The 25,398-nt window shown below is 67.7% G+C and carries 38 protein-coding genes and 9 pseudogenes; 30 read left to right on the forward strand and 17 right to left on the reverse strand.

Annotation, left to right across the window (positions count from 1 at the left end; translation table 11 throughout):
* Nucleotides 1–36: 36 nt before the first annotated feature.
* The 4 genes and pseudogenes from ACHMWU_RS10060 to ACHMWU_RS10075 all read right to left on the reverse strand — a co-directional run.
* Nucleotides 37–297: pseudogene (locus ACHMWU_RS10060) on the reverse strand (amino acid permease); the annotation flags it as partial.
* A 48-nt stretch (nt 298–345) separates the two neighbouring features.
* Nucleotides 346–540: a hypothetical protein gene (locus ACHMWU_RS10065; protein WP_396043382.1), complete on the reverse strand. Its 195-nt coding sequence runs from the start codon at nt 538–540 to the stop codon at nt 346–348.
* Nucleotides 541–615: 75 nt separating this feature from the next.
* On the reverse strand, nt 616–801 hold the full coding sequence (locus ACHMWU_RS10070; RefSeq protein WP_396043385.1) for a hypothetical protein: 186 nt from the start codon (nt 799–801) through the stop codon (nt 616–618).
* 34 nt (nt 802–835) lie between these two features.
* Nucleotides 836–2,063: pseudogene (locus ACHMWU_RS10075) on the reverse strand (aldehyde dehydrogenase family protein).
* 217 nt (nt 2,064–2,280) lie between these two features.
* Here ACHMWU_RS10075 and ACHMWU_RS10080 point away from each other — a divergent pair.
* The 5 genes and pseudogenes from ACHMWU_RS10080 to ACHMWU_RS10100 all read left to right on the forward strand — a co-directional run.
* Nucleotides 2,281–2,442, forward strand: a pseudogene (locus tag ACHMWU_RS10080) (GntR family transcriptional regulator); the annotation flags it as partial.
* Between the two features lie 120 nt (nt 2,443–2,562).
* Entirely contained in the window at nt 2,563–2,685 is a 123-nt protein-coding gene (locus tag ACHMWU_RS10085; protein ID WP_396043387.1) for a hypothetical protein, read from the forward strand.
* Entirely contained in the window at nt 2,682–2,864 is a 183-nt protein-coding gene (locus tag ACHMWU_RS10090) for a hypothetical protein (RefSeq protein WP_396043389.1), read from the forward strand. The genes ACHMWU_RS10085 and ACHMWU_RS10090 overlap by 4 nt, the downstream gene beginning before the upstream one ends.
* An 84-nt stretch (nt 2,865–2,948) precedes the next feature.
* Nucleotides 2,949–3,383 carry a hypothetical protein gene (locus ACHMWU_RS10095; protein ID WP_396043391.1) on the forward strand — a complete coding sequence of 145 codons (435 nt, stop codon included), beginning with the start codon at nt 2,949–2,951 and terminating at the stop codon, nt 3,381–3,383.
* Complete coding sequence (locus ACHMWU_RS10100; RefSeq protein ID WP_396043393.1) at nt 3,380–3,646, forward strand: hypothetical protein; 267 nt, start codon at nt 3,380–3,382, stop codon at nt 3,644–3,646. Before ACHMWU_RS10095 ends, ACHMWU_RS10100 begins: the two co-directional genes overlap by 4 nt.
* On the opposite strand, the gene ACHMWU_RS10105 is transcribed toward ACHMWU_RS10100, so the two are convergent.
* Nucleotides 3,643–4,044 (reverse strand): hypothetical protein, encoded by a 402-nt coding sequence (locus ACHMWU_RS10105; RefSeq protein WP_396043395.1) that lies wholly within the window; start codon nt 4,042–4,044, stop codon nt 3,643–3,645. The two genes, ACHMWU_RS10100 and ACHMWU_RS10105, sit on opposite strands and share 4 nt — an antisense overlap.
* The gene (locus tag ACHMWU_RS10110) at nt 4,041–4,862 is read right to left on the reverse strand and encodes a DUF222 domain-containing protein (protein WP_396043397.1); all 822 of its coding nucleotides are present in this window, start codon (nt 4,860–4,862) and stop codon (nt 4,041–4,043) included. The genes ACHMWU_RS10105 and ACHMWU_RS10110 overlap by 4 nt, the downstream gene beginning before the upstream one ends.
* 397 nt (nt 4,863–5,259) lie before the next feature.
* Here ACHMWU_RS10110 and ACHMWU_RS10115 point away from each other — a divergent pair, with 397 nt between their 5' ends.
* The 10 genes and pseudogenes from ACHMWU_RS10115 to ACHMWU_RS10160 all read left to right on the forward strand — a co-directional run bounded on the left by ACHMWU_RS10115 (nt 5,260) and on the right by ACHMWU_RS10160 (nt 12,052).
* Nucleotides 5,260–5,592: a hypothetical protein gene (locus ACHMWU_RS10115; RefSeq protein ID WP_396043399.1), complete on the forward strand. Its 333-nt coding sequence runs from the start codon at nt 5,260–5,262 to the stop codon at nt 5,590–5,592.
* Nucleotides 5,593–5,645: 53 nt separating this feature from the next.
* Nucleotides 5,646–5,936 (forward strand): hypothetical protein, encoded by a 291-nt coding sequence (locus tag ACHMWU_RS10120; RefSeq protein ID WP_396043402.1) that lies wholly within the window; start codon nt 5,646–5,648, stop codon nt 5,934–5,936.
* Entirely contained in the window at nt 5,893–6,279 is a 387-nt protein-coding gene (locus ACHMWU_RS10125) for a transposase (RefSeq protein WP_396043404.1), read from the forward strand. The genes ACHMWU_RS10120 and ACHMWU_RS10125 overlap by 44 nt, the downstream gene beginning before the upstream one ends.
* Before the next feature lie 184 nt (nt 6,280–6,463).
* Nucleotides 6,464–6,865: pseudogene (locus tag ACHMWU_RS10130) on the forward strand (ATP-binding cassette domain-containing protein); the annotation flags it as partial.
* A 17-nt stretch (nt 6,866–6,882) separates the two neighbouring features.
* Nucleotides 6,883–8,316 (forward strand): ATP-binding cassette domain-containing protein, encoded by a 1,434-nt coding sequence (locus ACHMWU_RS10135; RefSeq protein WP_396043406.1) that lies wholly within the window; start codon nt 6,883–6,885, stop codon nt 8,314–8,316.
* Nucleotides 8,316–8,510 carry a hypothetical protein gene (locus tag ACHMWU_RS10140; RefSeq protein WP_396046974.1) on the forward strand — a complete coding sequence of 65 codons (195 nt, stop codon included), beginning with the start codon at nt 8,316–8,318 and terminating at the stop codon, nt 8,508–8,510. The genes ACHMWU_RS10135 and ACHMWU_RS10140 overlap by 1 nt, the downstream gene beginning before the upstream one ends.
* An 8-nt stretch (nt 8,511–8,518) precedes the next feature.
* The gene (locus ACHMWU_RS10145) at nt 8,519–9,034 is read left to right on the forward strand and encodes a hypothetical protein (RefSeq protein ID WP_396046618.1); all 516 of its coding nucleotides are present in this window, start codon (nt 8,519–8,521) and stop codon (nt 9,032–9,034) included.
* Complete coding sequence (locus tag ACHMWU_RS10150; protein WP_396046976.1) at nt 9,031–9,294, forward strand: hypothetical protein; 264 nt, start codon at nt 9,031–9,033, stop codon at nt 9,292–9,294. The genes ACHMWU_RS10145 and ACHMWU_RS10150 overlap by 4 nt, the downstream gene beginning before the upstream one ends.
* Nucleotides 9,267–10,112: an ABC transporter permease gene (locus ACHMWU_RS10155; protein WP_396046620.1), complete on the forward strand. Its 846-nt coding sequence runs from the start codon at nt 9,267–9,269 to the stop codon at nt 10,110–10,112. Before ACHMWU_RS10150 ends, ACHMWU_RS10155 begins: the two co-directional genes overlap by 28 nt.
* Nucleotides 10,113–10,183: 71 nt before the next feature.
* On the forward strand, nt 10,184–12,052 hold the full coding sequence (locus tag ACHMWU_RS10160; protein ID WP_396043408.1) for an SMP-30/gluconolactonase/LRE family protein: 1,869 nt from the start codon (nt 10,184–10,186) through the stop codon (nt 12,050–12,052).
* Nucleotides 12,053–12,257: 205 nt separating this feature from the next.
* Here ACHMWU_RS10160 and ACHMWU_RS10165 read toward each other — a convergent pair whose 3' ends face one another.
* Nucleotides 12,258–12,728, reverse strand: coding sequence for a hypothetical protein (locus ACHMWU_RS10165; protein ID WP_396043410.1), 471 nt, complete (start codon nt 12,726–12,728; stop codon nt 12,258–12,260).
* Between ACHMWU_RS10165 and ACHMWU_RS10170 the strand changes: the two genes are divergently transcribed.
* The 15 genes and pseudogenes from ACHMWU_RS10170 (at nt 12,715) to ACHMWU_RS10240 (ending at nt 20,319) form a co-directional block, all read left to right on the forward strand.
* A complete protein-coding gene (locus tag ACHMWU_RS10170; RefSeq protein WP_396043412.1) occupies nt 12,715–12,966 on the forward strand; it encodes an IclR family transcriptional regulator C-terminal domain-containing protein in 252 nt (83 codons plus the stop codon). The two genes, ACHMWU_RS10165 and ACHMWU_RS10170, sit on opposite strands and share 14 nt — an antisense overlap.
* 97 nt (nt 12,967–13,063) lie before the next feature.
* Nucleotides 13,064–13,189: pseudogene (locus ACHMWU_RS10175) on the forward strand (helix-turn-helix domain-containing protein); the annotation flags it as partial.
* Between the two features lie 148 nt (nt 13,190–13,337).
* Nucleotides 13,338–13,769, forward strand: coding sequence for an IclR family transcriptional regulator C-terminal domain-containing protein (locus ACHMWU_RS10180; RefSeq protein ID WP_396046622.1), 432 nt, complete (start codon nt 13,338–13,340; stop codon nt 13,767–13,769).
* Nucleotides 13,770–13,882: 113 nt separating this feature from the next.
* Nucleotides 13,883–14,230, forward strand: coding sequence for a helix-turn-helix domain-containing protein (locus ACHMWU_RS10185; protein ID WP_396046624.1), 348 nt, complete (start codon nt 13,883–13,885; stop codon nt 14,228–14,230).
* A gap of 10 nt (nt 14,231–14,240) precedes the next feature.
* Nucleotides 14,241–14,696: an IclR family transcriptional regulator gene (locus tag ACHMWU_RS10190; RefSeq protein WP_396043414.1), complete on the forward strand. Its 456-nt coding sequence runs from the start codon at nt 14,241–14,243 to the stop codon at nt 14,694–14,696.
* Complete coding sequence (locus tag ACHMWU_RS10195) at nt 14,693–16,090, forward strand: thiamine pyrophosphate-dependent enzyme (RefSeq protein WP_396043416.1); 1,398 nt, start codon at nt 14,693–14,695, stop codon at nt 16,088–16,090. Before ACHMWU_RS10190 ends, ACHMWU_RS10195 begins: the two co-directional genes overlap by 4 nt.
* The gene (locus ACHMWU_RS10200; protein ID WP_396043418.1) at nt 16,027–16,659 is read left to right on the forward strand and encodes a transketolase C-terminal domain-containing protein; all 633 of its coding nucleotides are present in this window, start codon (nt 16,027–16,029) and stop codon (nt 16,657–16,659) included. The genes ACHMWU_RS10195 and ACHMWU_RS10200 overlap by 64 nt, the downstream gene beginning before the upstream one ends.
* A gap of 2 nt (nt 16,660–16,661) precedes the next feature.
* Complete coding sequence (locus ACHMWU_RS10205) at nt 16,662–16,979, forward strand: muconolactone Delta-isomerase (RefSeq protein WP_396043420.1); 318 nt, start codon at nt 16,662–16,664, stop codon at nt 16,977–16,979.
* Nucleotides 16,969–18,254, forward strand: a pseudogene (locus ACHMWU_RS10210) (2-oxo acid dehydrogenase subunit E2). The gene ACHMWU_RS10205 and the pseudogene ACHMWU_RS10210 overlap by 11 nt, the downstream one beginning before the upstream one ends.
* Nucleotides 18,247–18,534 (forward strand): hypothetical protein, encoded by a 288-nt coding sequence (locus ACHMWU_RS10215; RefSeq protein WP_396043422.1) that lies wholly within the window; start codon nt 18,247–18,249, stop codon nt 18,532–18,534. Before ACHMWU_RS10210 ends, ACHMWU_RS10215 begins: the two are co-directional and overlap by 8 nt.
* Before the next feature lie 31 nt (nt 18,535–18,565).
* Nucleotides 18,566–18,664 (forward strand): annotated as a pseudogene (locus tag ACHMWU_RS10220) (SDR family NAD(P)-dependent oxidoreductase); the annotation flags it as partial.
* A 4-nt stretch (nt 18,665–18,668) separates the two neighbouring features.
* Complete coding sequence (locus ACHMWU_RS10225; protein ID WP_396043424.1) at nt 18,669–19,319, forward strand: SDR family NAD(P)-dependent oxidoreductase; 651 nt, start codon at nt 18,669–18,671, stop codon at nt 19,317–19,319.
* Nucleotides 19,320–19,349: 30 nt separating this feature from the next.
* Complete coding sequence (locus tag ACHMWU_RS10230) at nt 19,350–19,646, forward strand: hypothetical protein (protein ID WP_396043426.1); 297 nt, start codon at nt 19,350–19,352, stop codon at nt 19,644–19,646.
* On the forward strand, nt 19,625–19,930 hold the full coding sequence (locus ACHMWU_RS10235; protein WP_396043428.1) for a hypothetical protein: 306 nt from the start codon (nt 19,625–19,627) through the stop codon (nt 19,928–19,930). Before ACHMWU_RS10230 ends, ACHMWU_RS10235 begins: the two co-directional genes overlap by 22 nt.
* Nucleotides 19,849–20,319, forward strand: coding sequence for an enolase C-terminal domain-like protein (locus tag ACHMWU_RS10240; RefSeq protein WP_396046626.1), 471 nt, complete (start codon nt 19,849–19,851; stop codon nt 20,317–20,319). Before ACHMWU_RS10235 ends, ACHMWU_RS10240 begins: the two co-directional genes overlap by 82 nt.
* Nucleotides 20,320–20,476: 157 nt before the next feature.
* On the opposite strand, the gene ACHMWU_RS10245 is transcribed toward ACHMWU_RS10240, so the two are convergent.
* The 10 genes and pseudogenes from ACHMWU_RS10245 to ACHMWU_RS10290 all read right to left on the reverse strand — a co-directional run bounded on the left by ACHMWU_RS10245 (nt 20,477) and on the right by ACHMWU_RS10290 (nt 25,341).
* Nucleotides 20,477–20,647, reverse strand: coding sequence for an LPXTG cell wall anchor domain-containing protein (locus ACHMWU_RS10245; RefSeq protein ID WP_396046628.1), 171 nt, complete (start codon nt 20,645–20,647; stop codon nt 20,477–20,479).
* Between the two features lie 68 nt (nt 20,648–20,715).
* Nucleotides 20,716–20,880 (reverse strand): VaFE repeat-containing surface-anchored protein, encoded by a 165-nt coding sequence (locus ACHMWU_RS10250; RefSeq protein ID WP_396043430.1) that lies wholly within the window; start codon nt 20,878–20,880, stop codon nt 20,716–20,718.
* A 28-nt stretch (nt 20,881–20,908) separates the two neighbouring features.
* Nucleotides 20,909–20,983: pseudogene (locus tag ACHMWU_RS10255) on the reverse strand (hypothetical protein); the annotation flags it as partial.
* A pseudogene (locus ACHMWU_RS10260) lies at nt 20,961–21,425 on the reverse strand (VaFE repeat-containing surface-anchored protein); the annotation flags it as partial. The pseudogenes ACHMWU_RS10260 and ACHMWU_RS10255, both read right to left, overlap by 23 nt.
* Nucleotides 21,426–21,559: 134 nt before the next feature.
* Nucleotides 21,560–22,306 carry a thioester domain-containing protein gene (locus ACHMWU_RS10265; protein ID WP_396043432.1) on the reverse strand — a complete coding sequence of 249 codons (747 nt, stop codon included), beginning with the start codon at nt 22,304–22,306 and terminating at the stop codon, nt 21,560–21,562.
* 201 nt (nt 22,307–22,507) lie between these two features.
* On the reverse strand, nt 22,508–23,188 hold the full coding sequence (locus ACHMWU_RS10270) for a response regulator (protein ID WP_396043434.1): 681 nt from the start codon (nt 23,186–23,188) through the stop codon (nt 22,508–22,510).
* Nucleotides 23,185–23,463, reverse strand: a complete 279-nt coding sequence (locus ACHMWU_RS10275) for a hypothetical protein (protein WP_396043437.1) — start codon at nt 23,461–23,463, stop codon at nt 23,185–23,187. The genes ACHMWU_RS10270 and ACHMWU_RS10275 overlap by 4 nt, the downstream gene beginning before the upstream one ends.
* Nucleotides 23,441–23,716 carry a hypothetical protein gene (locus ACHMWU_RS10280; protein WP_396043439.1) on the reverse strand — a complete coding sequence of 92 codons (276 nt, stop codon included), beginning with the start codon at nt 23,714–23,716 and terminating at the stop codon, nt 23,441–23,443. The genes ACHMWU_RS10275 and ACHMWU_RS10280 overlap by 23 nt, the downstream gene beginning before the upstream one ends.
* Nucleotides 23,717–23,962: 246 nt before the next feature.
* Nucleotides 23,963–24,433, reverse strand: coding sequence for a hypothetical protein (locus tag ACHMWU_RS10285; protein ID WP_396043441.1), 471 nt, complete (start codon nt 24,431–24,433; stop codon nt 23,963–23,965).
* Nucleotides 24,434–24,654: 221 nt separating this feature from the next.
* The gene (locus ACHMWU_RS10290; protein WP_396043443.1) at nt 24,655–25,341 is read right to left on the reverse strand and encodes a hypothetical protein; all 687 of its coding nucleotides are present in this window, start codon (nt 25,339–25,341) and stop codon (nt 24,655–24,657) included.
* Nucleotides 25,342–25,398: the final 57 nt, after the last annotated feature.

A 25,398-nucleotide genomic window follows, 5' to 3' on the forward strand; every position in this document is an offset into this window, starting at 1 on the left:
GGCCACGAAGCCGAAGAAGGCGACCTTGGCGAGCAGGTTGGTGCCGCCGAGGTTGAGCACCGTGACGACCAGGATCAGCGCGATCGCACAGATCACCGTGACGTGGGTCGACGGCGTGATGCCCAGCAGCATGGCCACGAACGGACCTGCGCCGTACGTCACGCTCGAGATCGTCGCGACGAGGGCGAGCATGTAGATCCAGCCCGTCATCCAGGCCCATCGCTTGCCCCACAGGCGCCGGGCCCACGGGTAGACGCCGCCGGAGACCGGGAACTGCGAGACGACCTCGCCGAACACGAGGGCGACGAGCAGGCTGGCCGAGCGCCGCGAGGACGACGGCCCAGATCATCGGCGGGCCGCCGGTGCCGAGGGCGTAGGCGAACAGCGAGTACACGCCCACGACGGGCGAGAGATAGGTGAAGCCCAGCGCGAAGTTGCCCAGAAGGACATCTCGCGCTTGTACTCCGAGGCATAGCCGAGCGAGGCGAGGTGACCCTCGTCGTTCTGCGATTCTGGTGGGTTGGGGGTTGCAGTCGTCATGTCGTGCTCCTGATGGGGTCGTTGATGAGGTGGCGTGTCATGGTCACCAGCCGCCCTCTGCGCGGCGGTTGTTCTTCACCTCCCCGTCCCCCAGGTCGAAGACGATGGCTTGGCCTCGGTGAACGAGTCGAGGAACCACTGCGAGAGCTCGCGGCCGACGCCGCTGCGTCCGGTGCCGCCGAAGGGTGCGGCTGGTCCCAGTAGTTGCTGGTCTCGTTGATGTTGACCGATCCGTGGGGGAGCGCCTCGGCGACTCGCCACGCGGTCGACAGGTCGCGGGTCCACAGCGAGGCGATCAGGCCGACTCGCTCTGGTTCGCGATGGCCACTGCCTCCTCGGCAGACGAGACCTTCAGGATCGGGGCGACCGGCCCGAACGTCTCCTCCCGCATGATTCGCATGTCGGTCGTGACGTTCGTCAGCAGCGTCGCGGGGAAGTACAGGCCGTCGGAGCGACCGTGCTGCTCGACCGTGGCGCCCTTGGCCCGAGCGTCCTCGACGTGCTCGCTGATGCGTTCGCGTGTTCCGGCCGTGCACACCGGCCCCATGTCGGTCGACTCGTCCATCGGGTCGCCAACGTCGCTGGAGCATCTTGGCGCGGAACTTCTCCACGAACTCGTCGTAGACCTTCTCGTGCACGAGGAGGCGCTCGGCCGAGGTGCAGACCTGGCCCGAGTAGTAGAAGCAGCCCTGGATGGCGCCTTCGACGGCCGCGTCGACATCGGCGTCCTCGAGGATGATGAACGGGCCGTCGCCGCCGAGCTCGAGCAGCATGGGCTTGAGCGGGATCGACGACGCGATGCGTTCGCCGGTGGCCGTGGAGCCGGTGAAGAAGACGCCGTCGACGTCGTCGTGCCCCACGAGGGCTGCTCCGACGTCGCCCGCGCCGTGCACGACGTTGATGACTCCTGGCGGGAGGCCCGCCTCGTCGAACAAGCCGGCGACCATCGTGCAGCTGACGGCGGCATGCTCGGACGGCTTCCAGATCGCGGTGTTGCCGGCGGCGATGATGTGGGCGAGTGCGATCGAGGAGATGTCGGTCGGGAAGTTGTAGGGCGTCACGGCCGCGATGACACCGACGGGTCGGTGCGTCATGACGATGCGCTTGTTGGTCGTCTGCTCCTGCGTCGAGGGGAAGGACAGCCCTCGGTGGCGGAGCACTTCTTCGCCGGCCTTCTGCCACGACGGGGCGGAGTACTCGATGACCTCTTCGCGTGAGTCGTTGATGGGCTTGCCGATCTCGTTGGCGAGCACGAGGGCGATCTTCTCGGCGTCGCGCTTGAACAGCTCGTTGATGCGGCGCAGGATCTTGACGCGTTCGATGACCGGGGTCGCGGCCCATCCGGGCTGTGCGCGCTTGGCCGAGGCGACGGCACGATCGACATCGGCGGCACTGCACTGGGCGACGTCGGCGATGACCTCGTCGGAGTGCGGCGACCGGGCGGTGAAGGTGCCGTTCTCGCCATCGACCCATGCTCCGTCGATCAGAGCGCGGGTCATCAGCTGGGTGGCAGTCGTGGTCATGGGGGTCCTTCTGATCGGGATTCGTGGAGGCGCGGAGAGGGTCGGAGTGACGCCAATCACGTGCTAGCGCTTTAACATATGTTTTTATAGGTAATAGCGCAAGGCCTGAGATAACATTCTTTTGAACGAGCCGGAAGGAGCCCGATGACGCAGCCCTGGTCGTCCAACGTCGGCGTCACCCTGTTCTCCTCGATCGGTGGCGGTGGTGCGCTAGCCTCTGCCGTCGCGCAGCGGCTCTCGGAGGCGATCTCGATGGGACTCATCGCCGACGGCGAACAGCTCGCCGAGCGAGTCCGACCTGGCAGCGCAGCTGGAGATCTCAACAGTCTCGCTGCGTGCCGCGCTGGCGATCCTGAGGCAGGAAGGGCTGATCGAGACGCGCAGGGGTCGCAACGGTGGCAAGCTTCATCTGCGCGCCGCGCGGCTACTCGTCGGTCAAGTCGACCGAACGTCTCGCCTCGCTCGGACCCTCGCAGCTGCGCGATCTGGGCTACGGCTGATGGCTGTCACGGGGGTCGTGGCCGGCTTGGCAGCCAAGCGGTACGACGAGGACAACCTGGTCCGGCTCGAAGACCTGGCCAGCCGTTGGAGGTCGCCGACTCGCCGGAGCTGTCACTCATGATCGACAGTCGATTCCATGTCGAGCTCGCTGTTGCCAGCCAGTCGGAGCGGCTCACCCGACGCATGGTCTCGTTGCAGGCCGAGTACAGCGAGCTTGCTGTGGCTGCCGGCTGTCGGGCTGTCGACCGTGACACGCGCGAGCCAGCATCGTGCGCTGGCCGACACGATTCGAGCCGGTGACTCCGAACGTTCCCGTGCTCTCGCGGAGAGCCAGGTCGCCGACAACACTCGACTCATCGTCGAGCACCGATGGGAGATAGGTGTATGAGTGAGAAGGTGACCGGGGCCGAGAAGGTGGCTGTGGCTTCCGTTGAAGGTCTCCTGGACGCGGTGTACGTCCACGTCGACTCGTTGCGGAGCGTGGTGACGGCGTCGGCGCCTGCTGGTGAGGCCCGCCTGTCGGTCGATGGGCTGTCCGGGGTCGAGGATGTCGTGACGGACCTGGTCGCTGACATCCCGTGGACTGGTGGCGGCGGCTTCGTCGCGGCGCTCGACACCGTCGGTACCGAGCACCGGTTCTGGGAGTGGTGGTCGCGAGCGCCAGGGCCGAGTGGGGTCGAGCGCCTGCACCCGCCGCGCACCGCAGCCGCTGGAGCGGACTACGCCTACGAGTCGATGCAGTGGTTCAGGGACGGTCAGGCCGGTCGGCCGTGCGTCTTCGGGCCCTTCGTCGACTTCGCCGGTGTCAACCAGCCGTGATCCTGTGTGCCGAGCCGGTCGTGGTCGGCGGGAGGTTCGTCGGGGTGGCCGGCGTCGACCTGGTGGTCGACCGGTTCGAGATCCAGGTCGTGCGCATCCTGCGAGAGCTCGACGGCCCGGCGGCGTTGGTCGGTGCGAGCAACCGCGTCATCGCCTCCAACATCGCCACCTTGGCACCCGGAGAGCGGTTCGACAACGAGGGCTGGACGGCGTCCGAGGTCGACCCGGACCGGTCGCGCTGGCGGTTGTACCGGCGCGACTAGATCGGGACTTCTCGATCGGTGTCCCAGTCGGTGTCCCATCCTGCGGTGGGTACGGGGTCTGGGGTTTGTGTGTAGGTGTGCCCGGTGTGTGTGGTCCATTGGAACGTTCCGGGCTGGGGTTGTCGTAGCTGGATGAGCCCTTCGGTTTTGAGGTTGTGGGCTCTGCGGTTGAGTGGGCCGGTGTTGGCTGCGTTGGTGTCAGCGGGCCAGGGGTTGGTGTGGTCGGTGTCGCACATCCGCGCCGGCACACTGCTGGTCGGGAACACTGATGTTCCGTCACGGAATTCGAGGACTTGCTTGAGTCGGGTGGGGGCGAAGCGGCCGAGCCAGGTGATGGTCATGAGGTTGCCGATGTCGTCGGTGACGAGGCGGTAGAGCAGCGACTGTGGGTCTTTCATGGCTTCGCGGATGATGTGGGCGGGGATGGTCGCGGACCGGTCTGTCGCTCACCGGGTGCATCGCTGAATCCCATGAGGGACGACAGGGGGACGGTGATTCCGATGACGGCCTGGTACCCCAGCCCACCGGTCTTGCGGTTCAGGAGGGTGTCGGCCAGCAGATCGGCTCGGGCCTGGTCGATGGTCCGCGGGTCGGACGCGGGGAAGGCATGGGCTGCGCCGGTGAGTGATTGCATGATCGCTGCGGCGTCGGCGGCGGACAGGACAGCGGTGAGGCGGGTCATCGAGTCCCCGGCCGGACGCAGGGTCACGCTGCGGTCAGCGAAGGCGGCCTTAGGGCGGTCGGCCGCGGCATCGGGTTCGGTGCGGTCGACCCACCGGTCGAGCCACCGGACAGCCTGCCCGGGGGTCAGGGTGCCCACACGGTCAACGGCGACGTCGTCAAGCAGTCCGAAGGATTCGGGCCGGGTGAGGCGGCGGGCTGCCCGGTCGATGGCCTCAACTGTGGTGGTGGCCAGGTGTCCGTCGTGCCAGGCCTGCCACACCGTGGGGAGCTGGGTGCGGAGTCGGCGGGCGCGGGCGACCTGTCGTTCAACGGTCGGGACGGGGAGCTTCAGTGCCAGGGACAGCTCGTGGACTGCGGCGTCGGCGCGGCGTCGTCCCTGGGCCACGCCGCCGTGTTCTTCGCCGGTGGTGCGGGCGTGGTCGACGTAGTCGAGCAGGTCGGCGGCCTCGGCTGCTTCGACTGAGGCGAGGGCTTGGCGACGTAGGACGATCTGATCGATCGTCTCTCGGTCGTCGAGCGTCGTGCCAAGCATGGAAACCCCTCGTATTGCAGTGTTTCCATCACTCTACGAGCCGCCACAGACACCCCAGTCGACCAGACAAAGTTGTCCACAGTGATGATGGTGGGGCCGCATAGTTCGGCAGAATGGTGCGGAAGTCCTCGGGCGTCTGACCCTGTTGTCCACTGGCTTCGTGTCTTTGACCTGATCCGTCGGCGTCTGGGGGCGCACGCACCGGCCGGACGGAGCGTGACCTGATAGGGAGCTTGGCCGCGCCTCGTCACTGTGCTGTCCGCCCGACCGGCGGTGTGTGCCGTCCTATCGGTACGAGAGAACGGATCACTTCCAATGTTAGAGACGCAATCGGTCCAGCACGAGATCACCGGCGGGGTCGATACCCATGCCGACACCCACACCGCGGCAGCGCTAGATGAACGAGGAAGGCTGCTGGGACACGGCGACATTCCCCACGACCCGGGCCGGCTACACGCACCTGCTGGCCTGGCTGGCCAACCATGGCCAGATCGCCATGGTCGGTATCGAAGGCACCGGTTCCTACGGTGCCGCACTGGCACGGTTTCTACGGACCCACGGCATCAACCTGGTCAGGTTGACCGCCCCGATCGTCGTGCCCGCCGCAAACACGGCAAATCTGACCCCGCCGACGCGATCGCCGCAGCCCGCGCAGTCCAGTCCGGTGTCGCAACCGGGACACCAAAGACCCGCGACGGCATCGTCGAGGCGATCCGCGCACTACGGGTAGCACGACGCGGCGCGCTCAAAGCACATACCGCCGCAGTCAACACGCTGCACCAGATGGTCATCACCGCCCCGGAGCTCGAGCGGGGAAAGCTGACCTCGATGCGCAGCAAAATGCTGGTAGAAACCTGTGCGCGGTTACGCCCGACAACAGACCTACACGACCCACACCAAGCCCTCAAGTTGGCGCTGCGTCGACTGGCCAAACGTTGCCAATATCTGGCCGACGAAATCGACGATGCCGACACTGACCTCAAGACACTGATCACGCTGGCCGCGCCCCGACTACTCGAACAGATCGGAGTTGGCCCTGAAGTCGCCGGCCAGCCTCCTGGTCAGCGCTGGTGACAACCCCGACCGGCTCAAGTCCGAAGCCTCATTCGCCGCGCTCTGTGGGGTCTCACCACTGCCCGCCTCCTCAGGCCGCACCGACCGCCACCGCCTCAACCGCGGGGGAGACCGGGCCGCCAACTGCGCGCTCTACACCGTGACCATGGTCCGCATGCGCTATGACGAGCGCACCCGCGCCTACGTCCAACGACGCACCACGCAGGGATTGACCAAACCCGAAATCATGCGCTGCCTCAAACGCTACATAGCCCGCGAGCTCCTCCCCGTCATCCGCGAAGCACTCGCCCAGCCCGCCCCGCATCAGCAGGACCAGGACCAACCAACCCCGATCGCCGCTTGACGATCTATAGGAGCATCAGGGCTCGGCCACGGCTCGGCGGGCATCACTTCGAGGCCGCGATCACGACGATGACACACCACCTAAAATTATCGCTATGTGAAAGAACCTTTCATATAGTTGACATTTTGATGTGGCGCTTGGCACACTTCCTCTGCAGTTGATCGTGAGAGAGAAGGCAGTCCACATGCAGCAACAGGTGTACGAAAAGGGCCGTGTCGACGCTGGTTCCAGCCCGGCCCTGCTCGAGCTGTCGGGAGTTGCCAAGGCTTACGGGCACACCCAGGCGCTGGTCGCCGTCGACCTGGTTCTCCGACCGGGGACCGTCCACGGTCTCGTGGGAGAGAACGGCGCCGGCAAGTCGACCCTCGTGCGCATCCTCTCGGGGGTGACCGCTCCTGACAGCGGCGCGTTGAGCGTCGATGGCGTCGAGACGATGCTCGCCACGCCAGAAGTGGCTCGGGTCGCCGGAGTCAGCACGGTGTTCCAGGAGCTGACGCTGATCCCCGACCTCACCGTGGCCGAGAACGTCGCGCTGCAGTCACGCGACCCGTGGGAACGCGGCCGCCGCCAGCGGATCCGCCGCGTCGCCAACCTGGCGCAGCGGTGGGCATCGACGCGATCAACCCTCACGTCAAGGTCGGCGCGCTCACGTTGCGCGACCGGCAGATCCTCGAGATCCTCTGTGCGATCGACCGGCCCCACCGGCTCCTCGTCCTCGACGAACCCACTTCCTCGCTCCTCCCCGAGGACACCCGCTGGCTGCACGCCGTCACGCGCCGTCGCATCGCCGATGGGGCATCGGTCCTGTTCATCTCCCACATGCTCGACGAGGTCGAGGACTTCTGCGACGAGGTTTCGGTCCAGCGCAACGGACGCATCGTCGCCTCGCACACCTCGCCCGGGCTCGACCGCAAGGCCCTCGTCGAGCAGATGATCGGTCGATCCCTCGACGCTGCGTTCCCCGAGCGAGCAGTCATGCCGACGACCGACCAGGTCACGCTGAGGGCCCGCGACCTCACCGTGGGCGACGCCGTTCGGGGTGTCGACCTGGCGGTGCGGCCCGGTGAGATCGTCGGCATCGCCGCGCTCGACGGGCAGGGGCAGGCCGAGCTCTTCTCAGCCCTCGCCGGCGACATCCGGCCGTCGTCTGGTGCCGTGGAGCTCGAGGGGCGGCCCATCCGTCTCGGATCGCCGCGCCGGGCGATCCGCGCTGGCATCTCTTTCGTGCCAGCAGATCGCAAGACGTCCGGCACCGTGCTCGACATGACGATCCGCAAGAACATCAGCCTGCCCGTGCTCGACCGGGTCTCGACCGGCGGGATCGTCGACGATCGGCGTGAGGAGTCTGCCGTCCACGCGCTGATGGACATGGTGACCCTCGAACGCGTCCGTCTCGACCATCCGGTCCGGTCCCTGAGCGGCGGCAACCAGCAGAAGGTGTCCTTCGCGCGGGCACTCGCCAGCGGATCGCCAGCGCTGCTGCTCTACGACCCCACCCGCGGCGTCGACGTGGGCACCAAGTTCGAGCTCTACAAGCTCATCCAGCAGGCCGCGGCTGAGGAACAGCCGTCCTCCTGTACTCGACCGAGATCCCCGAGATCGTCAACCTGTGTCATCGCGCCGTGGCCTGGTACGGCGGACGCGTCGTGCGGGAGTTCGCCGCCGACGGCTGTCCGAGTCCGAGCCGATGAGCGCCGCCATCGGCCTGGAGGAGTCCGCATGACCACCGTGAGCACGACAGGGCGTCAGGCCCAGGCTGGGGCCTGGCTCCGGCGGGTGGCCGAGGACGGTATCGTCGTTCCCGCCGTCTTCCTGGTCACCCTCCTCGCCGTCTATGCCGCCCGCACGCCGGGCGCGCTGGACCCGGACCAGCTGCGCTACACGCTCTTCAACGCGAGCGTCGCGCTTGTCCTGGTGGCCGCAGGTCTCGCGCTCGTGGTCATGGTCGGCGGTCTCGACCTGTCGTCAGGCGGCGTCGTCGCGGTCGTCAACGCCTTCCTGACCGTGCACTACGGGGGAGGTGTCGGCACTGGCTGATGTGGCTGCTCGTGACCGTCGCAGCATGTGCCGCCTTCGGCGCCGCCAACGGCTACATCATCCACCGGTTCGAGCTCGAGCCCGTCGTGGTGACGCTGGCCAGCGGATTCATCCTCACCGGAGCGGCGCTGCTGATCCTTCCGCAGCCGGGTGGTCTGCAGTCGGTGCCGGGCACGTCGATCGTGCTCGGCTGACCTCGACGCTGGCCGGGGTCCCGGTCAGTCTCCTGATCATCCTGCTCGTCGCAGCAGCGTGGGTCGTCCTGCGCCGCAGTCGGCTCGGCACCTGGATCATGGCGGTGGGTGGTGACCGCGACGGCGCTGCCTACACCGGGGTCCCGGTCGGGCGCACCCGCATAGTCGCGTTCGCGATGGCGGGGGCGTTGTACGGCCTGGCCGGTGTGGTCGTCACGTCGCAGACCGCTGGCGGCGACGCCCAGCTCGGAGCCAGCTACCTGCTCGCCTCGTTCGCGGTCGTGGTGGTCGGCGGTGTCCGCCTCGGTGGCGGGTCCGGATCGGTCATCGGGGTGATCTTCGGAGCCATGGCCATCGCGATCAGCGACGGCGTCCTGCTGTCGCTCGGCTTCGGCACCTACTGGTCGACGATCGCCCGGGGGCTGCTCCTGCTGCTCGCGATCGGAGCGCAAGCCGCACTCATCGTCTGTCTCGTGCGCGCCTCGCGACGCACCAGGCCTATCCAGATCGGGGACCTGTCATGACCAGCCAGATCGTTCGTCCGGCACCCCGCGCGGTGCGGCGAGGAATCGTCGACCTGGGAGACGTCCGCCGCGGCGTCTACGGCGTGTGGATCGCGCTGGCCGTCCTGCTGCTGCTCACGGTTGCCCTGCGCCCCGCCCTGGCGAGCCTGTCCAGCCTGCAGATCATCGCTCAGTCGCCGCTGTCACCGCGGTCGTCGGCCTCGGTCAGTCTGCCGTCATCTTCGTCGGCGGGATCGACCTGTCGATCCCAGCTGTCATGACGGTCAGCGGAGTCCTGTTCGCCGCCACGGCGGACGGCCAGCCCAGCAGGCTCGTCATCGCCCTGCTGGTGTCGGTCGCCGTCGGCATCGTCGCCGGCCTGGCCAACGGGCTCGGCAGCGTCGTCCTCGGCATCCATCCCGTGGTCATGACGCTCGCGTCCAGCGCGATCATCTCCGGGGCGACGCTCGGCTACACCGGCGGACTCGTCACGGGGTCGCCACCCAAGTCGGTCGGCCACTTCATGCGCGGATCAGGCGGGTCGTTCCCGATGGTCCTCGTCGCCCTGGTGGTGCTCGCCATCGTGGTCACGTTCGTGATGCGCCAGTCGACCTACGGTCGGCGGCTGCAGGCCGTGGCGCTCAACCCCGTCGCGGCCCGCCTCGGCGGCGTGAGCTCCACCGCGACAGCGACGAGCACGTACGTCATCTCGGGGCTGTGCGCAGCCCTCGGCGGTGTCATGGTCGCCGGTCTCGCCGGCCAGAGCTACCTCGCGATGGGCGATCCCTACCTGCTGACGTCGGTGGCGGTCGTCGCCCTGGGAGGTGCTTCCTTCGCCGGAGGGCACGGAAACTTCCTGGGAACCCTCGGGGGCGCACTGCTCCTGAGCCTGCTCGCCACCCTGCTCACGACCTATCACCTGGCCGAAGGATGGCGCGTCATCGTCCAAGGCGTCGTGATCCTCCTCGCTGTCATCGCAGCCAAGCCGGGACCAACCGCAGATGAACCCCTGCAAGAACCGCACAAGGAAAGAGGCAACATGAGTATCAAGACCCGTCTCGTCGCGACCGTGGGGCTGGCCCTCGCGCTCACGCGCTGAGCGCTTGCGCGAGCAGCGACAGTGGTGGCGCTTCCAGCAAGGCCGACGGAAAGTACCGCGTCGCGCTGAGCATGCGCTACTCCGGCAACGACTGGCAGGGCGAGGCGACGAACCTGATCAAGGTCGCCGCCAAGAAGGCTCCGCTGAAGGACAAGGTCGACGAGGTCAAGGTGTTCGTCGCGGGCACCGAGGCGCAGAAGCAGATCTCTCAGATCCAGCAGATGATCGCCCAGCGCTTCGACATCATCTTGATCTACCCCATCTCCACGACTGCGCTCAACGGCGTCATCAAGCAGGGCTGCGATGCCGGCATCACGATGATGACCTACGACTCGCAGGTCACCGAGCCGTGCGCGCACAACGTCACCTTCGACCAGGCCGACGCCGGCAAGACCACGGCTGAGGCGCTGGCCGACCTGATGGGCGACAAGGGCAACATCGTGATGATCACGGGCGTGGCCGGGACGTACGCCGACGAGCAGCGCACCAAGGCCGCAGAGGCCGTCTTCAAGGAGCGCGGGATCAAGGTCCTCGGCAAGTGCGCCGGCGACTGGGCGCAGGGGCCGTCGGGTCAGTGCATGAGCCAGTTCCTGGCCTCGTTCGACAACATCGAGGGCGTCTGGGCGCAGGCTGGCGGACCGGCGATCCTCGAGGCGCTCGACGCCAAGGGCAAGGACTACATGCCCATCGTCGGCGAGTCGGAGAACCAGTGGCGTCTCGACCTGATCAACCCGAAGTACGTCGCCAAGGGCCTGAAGGGCGTCTCCTACGGATCCCCGCCGTACCAGGGTGCAGCTGCCCTGCACCTGGCCGTGGACTCGCTGGCCAACGGCACGAAGCTCGAGAGCACGATCGACATCGGCTACGACTACTTCACGCAGGACGAGATCAAGCCGCGCCGACGGCACGGCCGAAGAGCTCGCTGCAGGCTGCAACGCCTTCACGAGCGACAAGGTCTCGGCCGGCTTCTTCGCCGACTGGTACAACGAGAAGTGGACCACGGGCATCACGCTGGACGAGGTCATCTCCGGCAAGACTGCCTCCTGACGACGTCGTGTCCCACGGTGCGCTGCGCACCGTGGGACACGGCCGGCGTCCGACCAGGCGCTCGACGACCACACGAACACGGGAGCTCATCCATGAACATCGACATCTTGCTCGACGTGAAGCCTCTGCTTGGCGAGGGTCCTCTTTGGGACGTCGAGCAGCAACGCCTCTACTTCATCGACAGCCTCGGCATGCGGATCTTCCGTTGCACGGCCCAGGGCACGGAGCTGCGGTCGTGGACCGTCCCCGCGCCGATCGGCTCCATGGCCTTGACCAGCGATGGCGAGGGCGCGGTCATCGTGCTCTCCACCGGCATCCACACGATCGACTTCCGGACCGGAGACATCGTCCCGGTCATGGATCCCGAGCCCGGTCTCGACGAGAACCGGCTCAACGACGGCAAGGTCGATCGACGCGGACGTTTCGTCTTCGGCTCGATGAACACGGCCGAGACCGATGCGACGGGCCGGCTGTACAGCCTCAGTCCTGACTGGCAGCTCTCCGTGCTCGATCAGGGGATCATCTGCTCCAACGGTCCGTGCTGGTCGCCGGACGACCAGACCTTCTACTTCTGTGACTCCTGGTCGGGCGAGATCTGGGCGTACGACTACGACATCGAGACCGGCGGCGTCGCCAACCGGCGGCGGTTCGCGGCGGTCGAAGCCGAGGGGCTCGGCGCCCATGACGGCTCGACGGTCGATGCCGAGGGATTCGTGTGGAATGCCTTCGTCTACGAGGGGAAGCTGGCGAGGTTCGCGCCCGACGGCACGCTCGACCGTGTCATCGACATGCCGGTCAAGAAGGTCACGAGCGTCATGTTCGGTGGACCCGACCTGGACGTCTTGTACGTCACGTCGATGGCCGAGCCGCCGCTTCCCGCGGTTTCCGGGTGACCCTGTCGCGCGAGGCAGCCTGTTCGCGATCACGGGGCTCGGCATCGGTGGGGTGCCGGAGCCGCGCTTCGGAGGCACCATCGCGGGGGCAGCGTCGGCCGCGCTGCCCCCGACTGACGAATGACGTCGGCTCCAGGCTCGCCGCCGGCGCGCGGCGACTCGTCCGAACGGAGGGTCGCCTCGGTCTCGAAGGCGCTGGCCGTCCTCAGCTACGTCGCAGGCTGAGGAGTTCCGGGTGACGGCCAAGGACGTCAGCACCTTCCTGGGCCAGCCGCTTCCCACGACGTACCACCTGCTGGGCACGCTGGTGGCCGAGGGCGCACTCGTCAAGGGTCGGGACCGGGGGTACCGCCTCGGGCCTCGGATCGGTGCGCTCAGCGATGCCTACCGCGAGCAGGGCGAGCCGACCGAGGCTTTGCTGGCGCCGCTGCACCACCTCGCGGAGGCGACGGGAGAGACCGCCTACCTGTCGACGTGGCGCCACGGCGAGATCGAGGTCGTGGCCACCGCCGAGGGCAGTCATGCCGTCCGGGTGGGGAGCCTGAAGCGCGGGGCGTACGGGCAGGCTCATGCTCGTGCCTCGGGCAAGGTGCTCCTGGCCCTCGCCCTCGACGGGCAGCGAGAGCGGTACCTGGCAGCCCACGGCCGAGCAACTCACCCCGATGACGATCGTCACGCACGACGACCTGCGCGAGGAGTTCGACCGGATTCGTCGACGCGGGCATGCGGTGGAGGAGGAGGAGTTCAACCTCGGAGTGTGCTGCGTGGCTGCGCCGATCATCGTGGCGGGTCGCGTGCTGGGCACATTCACCGTCTCGTGCCCCAAGGAGCGCTTCGACCGCACCAAGACCGAGCTGCTCGCCTTGCTGAAGTCGGCCGCCGCCGATGCTGCCGATGCTGCGCTGTCAGGCTAGGAGCCGGGGTCGGCCCGCTGGTCGCTAGAGTGGGGCCGATGGCCGACACAGGAAGCGAACCGCGCTCGCAGACCCGCATTCAGTCGGCTCTCGCGCCATGTCGTTGCTGATGGCCGTGGCCGAGAGCGAGGACGGCGCGACGGCCAAGCAGCTGTCCGAACGCTTCGGACTGTCGTTGCCGACGACCTATCACCTGCTCACGACGTTGTGGGCCGACGGGATGCTGTCGAAGGACGAGGGCAAGGTGTTCCGCCTCGGCCCGCAGGCCGGTGTCGTCGCCCGGGCCTACGACCGCATGGCGGCGGTGCCGTTGTCGTACCGCGCTGCCCTGCGTGAGGTCGTCAACCTGACGGGGGAGACGGCCTACTTGAGTGCGTGGCACGGGTCTCCGTGCGGGTGCTCGACACCGTCGAGGGCAGCCAGACCGTACGGGTGGCAGCACTCGGCGCTGGCTACTCCGGCGACCTGCATGCCCGGGCGAGCGGGCAGCTTGCTGCTGGCCCTGGCGACGGACGAGCACCGCGAGGCGGCTCTCGCCGCTCAGCCGCTCGTGGCGCGGACACCTCACACGATCACCGACCTCGAGCGGCTGCAGGCTGAGCTCCGAGACCATCCGCGAGGCCCAGCTCTCCTTCGATCGCCAGGAGTTCGAGATCGGGATCGACTGCATCGCGGTGCCGATCTTCGACGACGGCCGGGTGCAGGCCTGCATCACCGTCTCGATCCCGTCCCAGCGGTTCGACGAGCGTCGTGACGACGTCGTCGCCGTCCTGCGGCAGGTCGCCCAGCAGCACCTCGGCTGACCTGAGTCGCCCCGCCCGCACGTCCCTGTCAGTCCTTCGGACTTGACAGCGATCCGCCATGCAAGTGATGCTATTTGAAATTGGGATTCAGATGGTGAAATCATGGAGGCGTGATGACGGAGCGAGTCGAGGGCAGGGCGAGCACCGAAGTGCGCTCGGTCGCACGGGCGTCCCGGCTCCTGATCGCGGTCGCCTCGGGCGAGACCGACGGCAGCGGCAAGGCGCTGGCTGAAGCACTCGGACTAGCCGTCCCGACCGCGCACCACATCCTCAGCACGCTGGTCGCCGAGGGCCTGCTGGCCAAGAGCGAGTCGTCGCGGTACTACGTCGGCCCGCGGGCCGCGATCGTGGCCGAGGCTCACCTGCGGGCCACGGCGGCGCCCGCCTACCTCGACGAGCCGCTTCGCAAGCTTGTCGAGCGCGACGGGGGAGACGACGTACCTCGCCGCGTGGCGAAGTGACGAGATCAGGATGCTGAAGATCGTCGAGGGCACCCGTCCCGTGCGCGTCTCGGTCTCCACGGGCGACTACTCCCACGCGCACGCACGGGCCACCGGCAAGGTGCTGCTGGCCCACAGCACGCACGAGGCACGCGACCTGTACCTGCAACGCCACCCCTTGATCGCCGTCACCGAGCGGACGATCACCGACGACAGCGAGCTGGTGCAGGTCCTCGACGACGTCCGGACCCAGGGGTACGCCCTGGAGTCCGAGGAGTACCAGTCGGGCGTCGGCTGCATCGCCGCCCCGATCTTCGTCGACGGGCACCTGCTCGGAGCGATCTCCGTCTCCGTCCCCATGCAACGACTCACGACGTCGAAGGACTCGCTCGTCGACGACGTGCGCACCGTCGCCGCCGAGGCCACCGACGTCCTCTCTGGCACCAGCAGCACCTCGCACCCACGACAGAAGGAAATGCGCTCATGAACACCGGCTCCCTGACCAACTCATCGGCATACCGCCGCATGGCCCTGATCCGGCGCTTCGAGGAGCAGTGCCTCGAGCTCGGACGGGAAGGGCACGTCGCCGGCTCCGTCCACCTGTGCCTCGGCCAGGAGGCCATCCCCGTCGGTGCGGTCGCGGGGCTTCAGCCGCAGGATCGCGTCTTGTCGACGTACCGGGGTCACGGATGGGCGCTCGCAGCCGGATCCGATCCGCTGGCGCTGCTGGCCGAGATCGCCCAGCGGGCCGCCGGCGTCAACGGTGGCCGGGCCGGCTCGCCGTTGCTGAGCGATCCCGAGGTGGGCTTCCTCGGTGAGAACTCGATCATCGGCGCGGGCGTGCCGATTGCCGACGGCGTGGCGCTCGCGTCGAAGGCGCAGGGGACCAACCGGGTCGTGCTGACGTCGATCGGTGACGGCGCCATGAACCAGGGCAGCACCACCGAGGGCATGATCTTCGCGCTGGCGCGACGTCTCCCGGTCATCTTCTTGTGCGAGAACAACGGCTGGGCCGAGATGACGCCGACGGTCGAGACCATCAAGCACGAGCACGTCGCCCAGCGAGCCCAGGGCATCGGCATCGAGAGCCACCTAGTCGACGGCGGTGACCCGTTCGCCGTGGAGGCTGCGGTCAGGGCAGCCGCCGAGACCTGCCGCCGCGGAGAGGGACCGGTCTTCCTGGAGTGCAAGACCGTGCGGCTCTCGGGCCACTACAACAAGGACGTCCAGCACTACCGGCCCGAGGGGGATGCCGACGACGCGCGCGCCGCCGACCCGTTGACCCGGTACGCCGACCAGGACCGCCTGTCCAAGGCGGAGATCGACGCGCTCGACGAGTCGGTCTTCGAGGAGATCGCGCGCATCGCCGCGGAGGTGCGAGCCATGCCGGCTCCTGACCCGGCCACGGCGCACGACCACGTCTACGACCTCGACCACCAGGTCGCCGATCTGGCGCGTGCCGTCGAGCCGGCCAAGGACCTAGCTTACCTGCGTGCGATCAACGCGGCGCTCAAGGAAGCGCTGGAGGAGCGTCCCGAGGTGCTGGTCTACGGCGAGGACGTCGCCTTCGCTGGCGGGATCTTCGGTGTCACCCGAGGTCTGCAGAAGACGTTCGGCGCCGATCGGGTGTTCGACACGCCCATCGCCGAGGCGGCGATCCTGGGCTCCGCCGTCGGTGCCGCCATGGAGGGCATGCGCCCGGTCGTCGAGATCATGTGGGCCGACTTCGTCTTCGTGGCTCTCGACCAGATCATCAACCAGGCCTCGAACGTCCGCTACGTCAGCCGGTCGAAGCCACGGCACCGCTCACGATCCGGATGCAGCAGGGCGTCACGCCCGGCTCGTGCGCGCAGCACTCGCAGAGCATCGAGGCGATCCTGACCCACATCCCCGGCATCAAGGTCGGCATGCCGGCCACCCCGCAGGACGGGTACGCCATGACGCGGGCCGCGATCGACGACCCGGATCCGACGATCCTGATCGAGCATCGCGCGATGTACCAGGACAGCGACCAGGTCGTGCTCGGTGGACAGATGGAACGGGCCGAGGGCGCCCGGGTGCGCCGGGAAGGTGCGGACGTCGCCATCATCACGTGGGGCTCGATGCTGAAGCCCTCGCTGGCCGCCGCCGACGAGCTGGCAGCAGCCGGGATCGAGGCGACGGTGCTCGACCTGCGCTGGCTGCGCCCCCTCGACGACGCGTCGATCGCGCGGGTCGTCGCCGCCACGAGCGGCCGGGTCGTCGTGGTGCACGAAGCCACGCTGTCCGGCGGTCTCGGTGCCGAAGTGGCCGCACGCATCACCGAGTCGCACTTCGACCGACTCGTCGCACCGGTCGTCCGGATCGGAACGCCTGAGGTCCGGATGCCGTCGGCGCCGGTCTTGCAGGAAGCCTTGCTCCCCACCAGCGGCGACGTCGTCGACGCGGCCCGCAAGCTGGTCGGGCGCTGAAGATGGAGTTCCTCGTCAACATCTCGATCGCCACGCCCGACACGATGGCGGCGGCCGACGTCGACGAGCTGCGTCGACGTGAAGCAACTCGCGCCGCTGAGCTCGCCGAGAGCGGTTTCCTGAACCGGGTGTGGCGGGTTCCCGGACAGTGGGCCAACTGGGGGCTGTGGACGGCTCCCGACGAGCCGAGCCTGATGGATGCCCTGGCGAGCCTGCCGCTGCATCCCTACATGGAGATCGAGGTCCACCGTCTCGATCCGCACCCCAGCGATCCCGGATCGCCGGCCACGACGTCGAAGGAGACGACCCTTGACCACTGAGATCACGCTGCCTGAGCTCGGCGAGAGCGTCAGCGAGGCGACCATCAGCGTGTGGTTGAAAGCGGTGGGTGACGAGGTCGCCGAAGGTGAGGCTCTGGTCGAGGTGTCGACCGACAAGGTCGACACCGAGGTGCCGTCACCGGTCACGGGAACCGTGTTGTCGATCGTGGCCGCCGAGGACACCGTCGTCGCCGTCGGCGCCGTGCTCGCCACGGTCGGATCCGGCGCTGCTCCCGTTGTCGTCGAGCCGCAGGCGCCTACTTCGGCGTTCGAGACGCAGGGCGAGGTGCCGGTCAGCCTTCTGGTCGCGGGTCGGGCAGCAGAGCGAGGCGTCGATCTCGCGAAGGTCGCCGGGACGGGCGTGGGTGGCCGCATCCGGCTGGCCGATGTCGAGGGTGCGCAGTCGACGTTGACGGCCCAGCCGCCACGGCCGCCATTCGTCGTGCAGCTTCCCGAGCTGGCGCCGCTGCCGGCACTGGTGCTGCCGGACGGGAGCGTTGCGTCGCTGCCAGCCGTCTCGGAGGTCGAGCCGTCCACTGCCGCAGGCATCGAAGCTGTCCCGGCTGCGCGGCACGATCGCCCGCCGGATGGTCGAGTCGCTGCAGACCTCGGCTCAGCTGACGTCCGTCATCGAGATCGACGTGAGCGTCGTCGCCGACACCCGCAAGAAGGCAGGAGCGTCGTACCTGGCGCGCAATGGCGTGAAGCTTGTCGTTCATGCCGTTCTTCGCCGCTGCGGTGGTCAGGGCACTCGGCCTCGCACCCGCAGCTGAACGCGTCGATTGCTGACGATCTCAAGACCGCTACGTACCATCCGGTCGTCGATCTGAGCATCGCCGTCGACACCGAGCGTGGCCTGCTGGCACCTGTGGTCCGCGGCGCCGGCGACATGACGGTCGACGCGCTCGGACGGGCGATCGACGACCTCGCGACCCGCACGCGTGACGGTGTCGTGACGGCAGACGAGCAGGCGGTGGCACGTTCACCCTGAGCAACACCGGAAGCCGTGGCTCGTTGTTCGACACCCCGATCATCAACCAGCCGCAGGTGGCGATCCTGGCGACCGGAACCATCACACGACGTCCTGTCGTCGTGAGCCTGCCCAGCGGGGACGAGTCGATCTCGATCCGGTCGATGGCCTACTTCGCGCTCACGTACGACCATCGCCTGGTCGACGGCGCGGATGCGGCCCGGTTCCTGACGACGGTCAAGACTCTGCTGGAGGACTCGTCCTTCGTCCGTGCGCTGGTCGCCCTGGAGCAGGCCGATGCCTGACCAGGCTCCGGGAGGTGCGCCGAGGGCGCTGACTGTCATCGGCTGGGACGAGGAGAGTCTCTGCGTCCATCCCGACGACCCGTCGCTATGCGAGCTGGCCTACCTGGTCTCCCGATCCTTGACGCCTGACGAGGATGCGCGGGCCCGCGCGCTCGGCATCTTCGTGCAGGACCGCTGGTTCGTGGTCAAGGACGTCGACGTCTCCGACGTCACGTCGAAGATCGACGAGCTCGACTCGCTGCTGCGACGTGCTGCTTCGCCCGCTGCGACGCAGCCGTGAACCCCCCACGCTAGAAAGTTAGGTTGACACCATGGATCTTGGACTCAGCGGCAAAGTCGTCGTGCTCACGGGCGCGGCGGGCGGCATCGGTCGCCACACGGCGCTCCGGTTCGCAGAGGAGGGCGCCACGGTCGTTGCCGTCGATCGCGACGCAGCCGCGCTGGAAGCGCTGCTGGAGGCAGCTGCCCGGCACCGGCCACAGCCAGGTCGCGGCGACGCTGTCCGACCGGGCCACGGCAGAGGCGGTGATCGCCGAGGTGCTGCAGGTGCACGGTCGCGTCGACGTCGTGGCGCACCTCGCCGCGATGCTCGAGACGGTGGCCGTGGCTGACGTCACGGAGGAGCAGTGGGACCAACACATGAGCGTCAACGTCAGCGCGACGTTCTTCCTGACGCGGGCCGCCGCCGAGGCGATGCGGGCAGCCGGGACACGCGGACGCATCCTGGTCATGTCGTCGGGTGCCTGGCTGTCTGGCGGCATGCCGACCCGACTGCCGTATGCGACGACCAAGGGGGCGGTCACCACCATGACCCGCAGCCTGGCCAAGGAGTACGGCCCTGACGGGATCTGTGTCAACTCGATCGCGCCGGGCCTGATCGAGACGGCGATGATGCGCGAGGGCCTGGCTGCCGACCAACGACTCGCGATGGAGACGGCCACACCGTTGCGGAGGTTCGGCCGGCCCGAGGAGATCGCCGACACGACGGTCTACCTGTGCTCGGACCGCGCCTCGTTCATCTCGGGGGCGACGATCAACGTCTCCGGCGGCAACACCCTCTACTGAGCACTCTCTACTGAGCACCCGAGGACACCTATGAGCACCTCTGATCCGATCGTCGCCGTCTACGTCGACCTGGTCGACAAGACCCTGCCGCGTGAGCTGCGGCTGGGGCCCTTCACGGTCGCCCGACGTACCTACGCGGTGGTCCGCATCGAGACCGAGTCGGGACTGACGGGCTACGCGTACTCGCAGACCAGGGGCGCACCGGTCGCCGAGATCATCGAACGGCTGCTGACGCCCGTGCTGGTCGGTCGGGACTCCGCATCGATCAAGGCACGCTGGCAGCAGTGCTTCGGATCGACCTGGGGGTGGGGCGCACCGGTCTGGTGATGCGGGCGATCAGCCTGGTCGACATCGCCCTGTGGGACATCCAGGCCAAGCGGGCCGGACTGCCTCTGCATCGGCTGCTGGGCGGGATGCGTGACGAGGTGCCGGCGATCTTCGTCGCTGGCTACCCGTCGATCCTTGATGACGTCGACGAGACCGTCGCCGCTGTGACGAGTGCTGGCGAGCAGGGATTGGAGCCATCAAGATCGCTCGCAGCGCTGATCCGCAGGTCACCGCGCGGGTGCTGGCCGAGGTCGATCGGGTGCTGCCCGAGCGGGCCCGGGTGATCGTTGACGGCTCGTGGGCCTTCGGCCTGGTCGACGAGCCGCTCGCCGAGGTCAGCCGGTGGCCGCGAGAGCGAGTCGCCTGGATCGAGGACCCGTTCCCGGCCGAGGCGTCCGAGAAGTACCGGCGGTTCGTCGAGCGGTCGCCCGTCCCGGTCTCGGCCGGCGACGAGGTCACCGACCCCGAGACGCTGGTGCGGCTCGTGGAGCACAGCCGCATGGACCTGCTCCGGATCGACGTCGCCACGATCGGCGGGATCACCGCCGCCGTCCGGCTGCTCGACCGCCTCGAGCCGACGGGCGTCTCGGTCTCGACGCACATCTGCCCGAGGTCTCGGTGCACCTGGCGGGTGCCCACCCCGCGATCACGGCGGTGGAGACATTCGACGTGACTGGCAACCGCTTTGATCCGGCGCACGAGCTGTTCACGGGAGGGCCCGACTACGTCGCCGGGCGTGCGGTGCTCAGCGATCGGCCGGGCCTCGGCCTGACCCCGGCGTACTGAGCGCCCCCTCGAGACTTCTCGAGAGGGCGCTCAGTATCGGTGGGCTAGTTCTGCGGAAGTGCGCCTCGTCGGCGGCTCCACCACACCAGTCCTGCGCCGAGCAGCAGGATCAGCACTCCACCAGCGGCCAGCGGCAGAACTGTGCAGCTCATCCCGGTGTCGGGGAGAGCGCCCTGCTCGTCGGAGTCCGAGTCGTTGTCGGACGGCGTGGTCACGTCGTCGTCAGAATCGTCGACGACAACAGTCTGCGCCTCGTCGTTGATGTCCTCATGGCTCGCGACTTCTACATCGTCTCGGTGACCGTCTCGAAGGCGACCAGGGTGTGCCCGGCCCATCTCGCGGTGATCGTGAACTCGACCTCGACGGTGCCACTGCCGGACTCCGACGTGGTGAAGGTCTTCGTGCCGACGATGCCGGTCTTGTCGCCGGTGGCCTTGTCCACGCTCACCAGAGACGGTGTACTCGGTGCTGGGCAGCAGGTTGGTGTACTCGACGGTGTCGATGACTGTCCCCGCCCTCAGCAGCGATCTGCTTGTCGCCATCTGCCTCATCGACGAGCGTCGTGCCGAGGTCGGCGACGTAGACGGTCTGCGCGACGTCGTTGATGTCCTCGTGCGAGGCCACCTCTGCGCCGTCAAGGGACAGGACCTCGAAAGCCGTCAGGGTGCTTCCGGCCCACTTCGCAGGGATGTCGAAGGTCACCTTCGCCGTTCCCTTGCCCGTCGCAGAGGACGTGAACGTCGTGCTTCCGACGATGCCCGTTGCCTTGTTCGTCGCCTTGTCCCACAGCTCACCCGACACGGTGTACTCGGTGTTGGGCTCGAGGTTCTCGTAGGCGACGGTGTCGGTCACGGTCCCGCCGCTTTGGACGATGTGCTTGTCGCCGTCGGCGTCATCGGTCAAGGTCGTGCCGATGCTTCGTTCGTTCACAGCCTGGGCGGACCACTGGGTGGAAGCCTCGGCGGTGGTCGTTCCCTTGCCGGCCGCGACCATGATGATGGATTGAGCATGATTGCCAGCGGTGGGAGTGCCGCCTGCGGTGTTCGGGACGGAGACCACGAGGCCGTTGCCGCTCGAGCCCTTGGCAGTGGCGGTGATCGTGGCGTTCCCGGCCGATGTCGTGTTCCTCAGATCGAGGAAGGCTCCTGCCCATCGGTCACGGCGGCGGCGTTGATCGGGTCGCCAGAAGCGTTCACCAGGTCGATCCCCGGCGCGACGGTCACGCTGGCGGTGGCTTGATTGGTGTGGACCACGAAGGGACCGACCAAGGTGCCGGACGTCTGGGCGCCGGACGGCGGGGTGACGGTGACGGTCGTCTCGAAATCGCTCGGGCTCATGCCGGAGCTGGCATTGGCTCCGTTGACGAGATACCAGTAGGCGGCTTCCGCGTTCGGGCTGACCCAGTTCCAGCTGGCGTCGAAATCGAGCTCTGTGTAGCGCCAGATCGCTGTCGTCGTGGCGTTGATGATGTCCTCGCGGGTCAACGTCGGAAGATTGGCCGCAGTGCGGAAGTCGGCGAGGCTGAGTGCGGGATAGCTGTGCGCCAGGACCCAGAGGACCTTGCCGTGCACTGCGGCACTCGTGAAGTAGTTGGTTCCGAGGAAGCTGTCGAGGTTGCCGACCCCGGCTCCACGCTGGTCCTTGGCTGAGACGTCATGCTCGATGCAGTACGCCCAGAAATCTGGCTCGCCAGGATTGTCAGGATCTGCCGGCGGGGTGAGGTAGACCGGGAACAGCAACGAAGAGCCGTCGATGTCGTCCAGGTCGCCGACGTAGACGGAGTCCCCGGGCTCGGGCGTGGCGGCATGCGATGCCTGGCCGCCCACGACGGCGAACGCCAGGCTCAGCACGAGCGACAGCAAGACCGCGATCACTGTCCGGGTGATTGCGCGTGCTTCTTCCGTCGTTTTCGTGCTGGCTCACCTGTTGCACCATGTTTCCTCCCGATCCAAGACATCCAAGACGTGGTGCGCCCGAGCGCTGGCCGAGACGCGGCCAATCTGAATCTAGGAGACACAGCGACGTGGCCGATCAACATCACGTGCGGGGGGCGTGAAATGACCTCCGTACGGGGGTCAGGAATCGCTGGCGTAGGGATCGACGTAGCCATCAGCCCATGCAGCGCGACCGAGATCGAGCTTGGTTCGAACGGGTCTGCCGGCAGCGGCGTACTTGGCTTTGACCCGGTCGAGGTACTGCTTGGCGGTGTCGCGCTTGACCCCGATCGAGGCCGCCACGGCATCGAGGGTCAGGCCCGATGCGTAGAGGACGAGCGCGCGCTCTTCCTGGATGCTGAGTGCAGGTCTTCCTGGATCACCGGCGATGACGCTCGCCAGCTCGGTGGTCATCCACTCGCCCCTTCGCAGCACGGCCCATACGGCGGAGACGATGTCTTCCTCGGAATCGCGTTTGCTGACGACCCCTCCAGCCCCGGCCCGGATGATGTTCTTGACCAGCGGCGGCGAGGCCAACGCGGAGATGACCAGGATGCGTAGACCGGCATCGACCAGGGCCCTGACCGTGTGCGGATCGACGCTTGGCCGACGGTCCACCATCAGGTCCAGCACCAGCAGATGTGGACGGTCTCTGACGGTGGCCGTTCGCAACCATCCCAGGAACTGCGGCAAGGTCTCGCAGCTGTGGGCGATCCGCAGACCTTCCTGGGCTCTCAGCAGTTCTTCTGTTCGTCGGCGTTGAAGCAGGTGGTCTTCGACGATGGCGACGCGCCAGAAGGCACGAGCTTCCTCAGGGATCACAGGCCATCCTCCATGCTGGGGTCGCGCACGATGATTTCGATCAGGTCTTGGGTGGCGACGGTCTGATAGGTCGCCGACGAAACCGCAGCGGGCACCCACGCGCGGTGCGCCTCCTCCAGGTGAGGGTGGGGGCTGACCAGCGTCATCCGCAGTCCTTCGGGGGAAGGGAAGATGCTCGCGTTGAGCCGTGCGCCAGCTGGCATCGCGGCAACCGCGCGCATCAGCACCGCACCCAGGCTGGTGGCGGTCTCGTCATCGGGGAGCGTCGACCTCACCGGTCCTGACGACGAGGTCGCCCTGCCGAGACCGGCCGTCGTACAGCGCTTGCGCGAACCATCGACCATGCGCACCAGCTGGGATTGAGCTGGTGGCTGGCGCAGGTAGGCCTCTTCCTCCGCGCAGGCGGCTCTCGTCGACGCGGAGGTCGGGGTCGAGGCGGCCGTCGGCGATGTCGCGCAGCAGGTCGACTGCCTGGTGGAGGCCTGCCAGGCTCCACCGCTGGCGGCTGTTCTCGGCGGCGACGCGCATGGACAGCTCGAGACGGGATCTGGCAAGCTGCTTGGTGGTCGAGTGCTGCCTGTGCCCCGGTCAGACTGATAGCGCGTTGGAACGTCGCCCATCCGAGCACGAGGCCGATCGCGGTGACGCCCGCGACAGGAATGACGGCGGCGGCCGTGGGCGAGTCCTGCCAGACGATCACCGTCAGCATGAGCACCGTGGTTGCGAACAGGCCGAGGGCTGCCGCCAGCTTCTTGCGTCCGGGAGCTGCTGCGATCAGCGGAACCAGGGGAGCGGTCGGGGCGATGGCCTGCCACAGCACGACATCGGACCGCGCCCGAAATCGGCTGCTGCCGCTGACAGGACGAATGAGATGGAGGCGCCGACCGCGAGAACGAGCACCGAGCTCGTCGGGATGTAGCCGTTCTCGTCTCGGGTGATCCAGCCATATGCCGAGGTCAGAGCCCCGACCGCCGGCATGGCGTAGACCACGCCGACCGTGGGGGTCGCGGTCACCGCCAGGACGAGGCCCACCAGTGTCACTCCCGGGGCCCAGAGCCATCCTGATCGGGAGTGCAGCGCGCTGACGACGCCCTCGATGTTCAGGTGGTCCTGGTCTGCTCGGACTCCGAAGGCATCCGCTTCTGCGGCACGGTCGGGGTGGAGCCGCACGACGACGATGGTTCCTCGACCAGGTGCAGTGTCGAGGGTGACGGTGGCGCCGACGTCTTCGACTCTGGAGCGCACGGATTCGGCGAAGCCTCGAGCCAGCCGGAAGCACGCCGTCGAAGCCGATTCCGTCGTCGCTGATCGTGACGTGCAGCGCTCCGTCGATGAGGCGCACGTCTACCTCGGCATGGTCAGTTCTCGCATGCTGACGACATTGCGGAGCACCTCGCCGACGGCAGCGACGATGGCACGTACAGCACAATCGGGCAGATCGTTCTCGACGTGAGTGCAGCTCCACGTCATCGAGACCAGTCCGGACCACTCGCTAGCGTCGCTGGCAAACATCGCTCGGAGGCTCGGTGCTGGATCTGTGGAAGTCGCCCTCGGCAGCCCACAACGACTCGACCGTCGCCGCGTCGACGGAGCAGCGAGCGCGGAGCCGCCTCGGTGTCGGTGATGGCCGGGCCCCGTTGGCGATGGCCCCCAAGGTGTTGATGACGGTGTCGTGCGAGACACGCGCATCCTCGGCGGCAGTGTTGCTCGCGGTGCGTACCTCGGCTACCGCCCGTCAGCTCGTCCTCGGCCGCCGATGCTGCGGCGTCTGCCTGCTCGGCGAAGTCGAACAGGAAGGACACGCCGATACGGGTGGCCAGCATGATCGCCAGGGTCGTCACGACAATTGCGTTGGGCGGGTCCGGGCCCCAGTCAGGGTTGACCTGGGTGAGGGCGATCAGCAGGACCAACGCAACGACGACCGGAAAAGCGATGGCCCAGCGGCCTCGCAGCACGAAGGTCGGGGCAGCGGCGGTCAAGTTGGCCAGCCAGCACCCCAGCGAAGGCCAGAACCGTCTCGATCGGCCCTGCCACGGCCCAGTCAGCAGCACGACGATGTACACCAGCGTCAGCACCAGCCCGGCAGGAACCCGTGAGCCGCTTGCCGCCCACGCCAATCCCAGGAGGCCGAGATGGGCGAGCCCCAGCCCCACCTTGTGCGAGGTGGGGGCATCGAGTATTCGCGACGGCCCACAGATTCACGACCTGGA

The sequence above is a fragment of the Aeromicrobium sp. UC242_57 genome, assembly GCF_044452305.1.
In the GTDB taxonomy this organism is placed as follows: Bacteria; Actinomycetota; Actinomycetes; order Propionibacteriales; family Nocardioidaceae; genus Aeromicrobium.